This is a genomic window from Streptomyces sp. NPDC097619, from assembly GCF_040302735.1.
Classification (GTDB): Bacteria; Actinomycetota; Actinomycetes; order Streptomycetales; family Streptomycetaceae; genus Streptomyces.
This window is the reverse complement of the sequence record NZ_JBEOSD010000329.1, coordinates 1-1,345: the sequence shown is the minus strand read 5'-3', so window position 1 is coordinate 1,345 and position 1,345 is coordinate 1. Positions and strand designations below refer to the sequence as shown.

The following is a 1,345-nucleotide window of genomic DNA, read 5'->3' as shown; positions in this document are numbered from 1 at the left end:
ACCGCAAGCATTCTACACCCCCAACCCGCAATACACGTTATAGCACTGGTAGTTTGAAGATAATCTGGGTGAGTTCCCCTACCCCCCCCGCCGGGCCCGGCGGACCGCGGTCCGCGCCCGCCCCGCACCCCTTCCCCCCGAACACCCGATCCACCGAGGAGACACTCCGATGGCCACCAACCCCTTCGAGGACGACGACGCCCGCTACTACGTGCTGGTGAACGACGAGAACCAGCACTCGCTGTGGCCCGCGTTCGCCGAAGTGCCCGCCGGCTGGCGGATCGCGCACGGCGAGGACACCCGGCAGGGCTGTGCCGCGTACACCGAGGAGCACTGGACCGACATGCGTCCGGCGAGCCTCGTCGCGGCCGACTCCGCCCGCTGAACCCGCCCCGGGGTGGTGCGGCGGGCTCCGCCGCACCACCTCGGATCCCTCACAGGGTCAGCGCGTAGACCCGTGAGCCGCGGCTCGGGTCCAGGGCGGCCGCCCAGTCGGCCGGCGCCTCTTCCGGGGCCACGGGCACGAACCCGTACGTCAGGAACAGCACGGCCGGTCCGGTGGTCGCGGTGAACACCCGGGCCGCCGGCAGCCGCCGGGCCCGGTCCACCGCGGCGCGCAGCAGGGCTGAGCCGATGCCCCGGCCCTGGTGCGCGCGCGCCACGCAGAAGTTGTGCAGGACCGCCGCGCCGGGCCCCTCGCCCCGGACCGCGACACAGCCGGCCGGCCCGCCGCCGGGAGCGTCCTCCGCCAGGAGGAACTCCCGCGCGCGGGCGCGGTAGTGGCCGAGGGGACGGGAGCGGAGCTCTCCCGTCGCCATGAAGGCGCGGGAGAGGGAGAAGAGCGCGTGTGCGTCTCCCGGGCGGGCCGGTCTCACCGGAACCGCGGGGAGCTCTACTGCAACTGGAATCACATAAGTTAGGTTAGCCTTGCCTAAGTTCTTCCGGTGAGGCGCCCCCACCCTTTCCCGACACAGGAAGCCACCTGCCATGACCGCCTCCCCGACCACCGCCCCCGCCACCACACCGGACGCCCCGCTCCCGGACCGGGCCGCGGGCCCCGAAGGCCCCTTCGGTCTCGACCGCCTCCTGGACGACGTCGCCGACGTCCTGGGCGCGGAGCCCGAGGAGATCGACCCCGACGAGAACCTCCTCGACCAGGGCCTCGACTCGATCCGGCTGATGTCCCTGGTGACCCGCTGGCGGAACGAGGGCGCCCGGGTCGCCTTCGTGGACCTGGCGGAGCGCCCCACCCTGCGGGAGTGGGCCGCGCTCCTCGCCCCGGCCGGGCCGGGTCACCGTCCGCTTCGGCGAGGCGATGGAGTTCTCCCGCTACGAGGGCATGGAC

Annotated in this window: 2 protein-coding genes and 2 pseudogenes; 3 read left to right on the top strand and 1 reads right to left on the bottom strand. The window is 73.2% G+C overall.

Going from position 1 to position 1,345, the window contains the following annotated elements; genetic code table 11:
- Window positions 1-169 precede the first annotated feature (169 nt).
- The gene (locus ABTZ17_RS36815) at window positions 170-385 is read left to right on the top strand and encodes an MbtH family protein (protein WP_352200182.1); all 216 of its coding nucleotides are present in this window, start codon (window positions 170-172) and stop codon (window positions 383-385) included.
- 49 nt (window positions 386-434) lie between these two features.
- Here the strand turns inward: ABTZ17_RS36815 and ABTZ17_RS36810 are convergent, their stop codons facing one another.
- Window positions 435-818, bottom strand: a complete 384-nt coding sequence (locus ABTZ17_RS36810; RefSeq protein WP_352200181.1) for a GNAT family N-acetyltransferase — start codon at window positions 816-818, stop codon at window positions 435-437.
- A gap of 268 nt (window positions 819-1,086) precedes the next feature.
- On the opposite strand from ABTZ17_RS36810, the pseudogene ABTZ17_RS37010 reads away from it, so the two are divergent.
- Together ABTZ17_RS37010 and ABTZ17_RS37005 are read left to right on the top strand one after the other, a co-directional pair.
- Window positions 1,087-1,287 (top strand): annotated as a pseudogene (locus tag ABTZ17_RS37010) (phosphopantetheine-binding protein); the annotation flags it as partial.
- Window positions 1,262-1,345, top strand: a pseudogene (locus tag ABTZ17_RS37005) (1-acyl-sn-glycerol-3-phosphate acyltransferase); the annotation flags it as partial. The pseudogenes ABTZ17_RS37010 and ABTZ17_RS37005, both read left to right, overlap by 26 nt.

Excerpts from the sequence above, each read along its gene's own strand:
- ABTZ17_RS36810 (WP_352200181.1), bottom strand. The coding sequence starts at position 818 with ATGGCGACGGGAGAGCTCCGCTCCCGTCCCCTCGGCCACTACCGCGCC.
- ABTZ17_RS36815 (WP_352200182.1), top strand. The coding sequence starts at position 170 with ATGGCCACCAACCCCTTCGAGGACGACGACGCCCGCTACTACGTGCTG.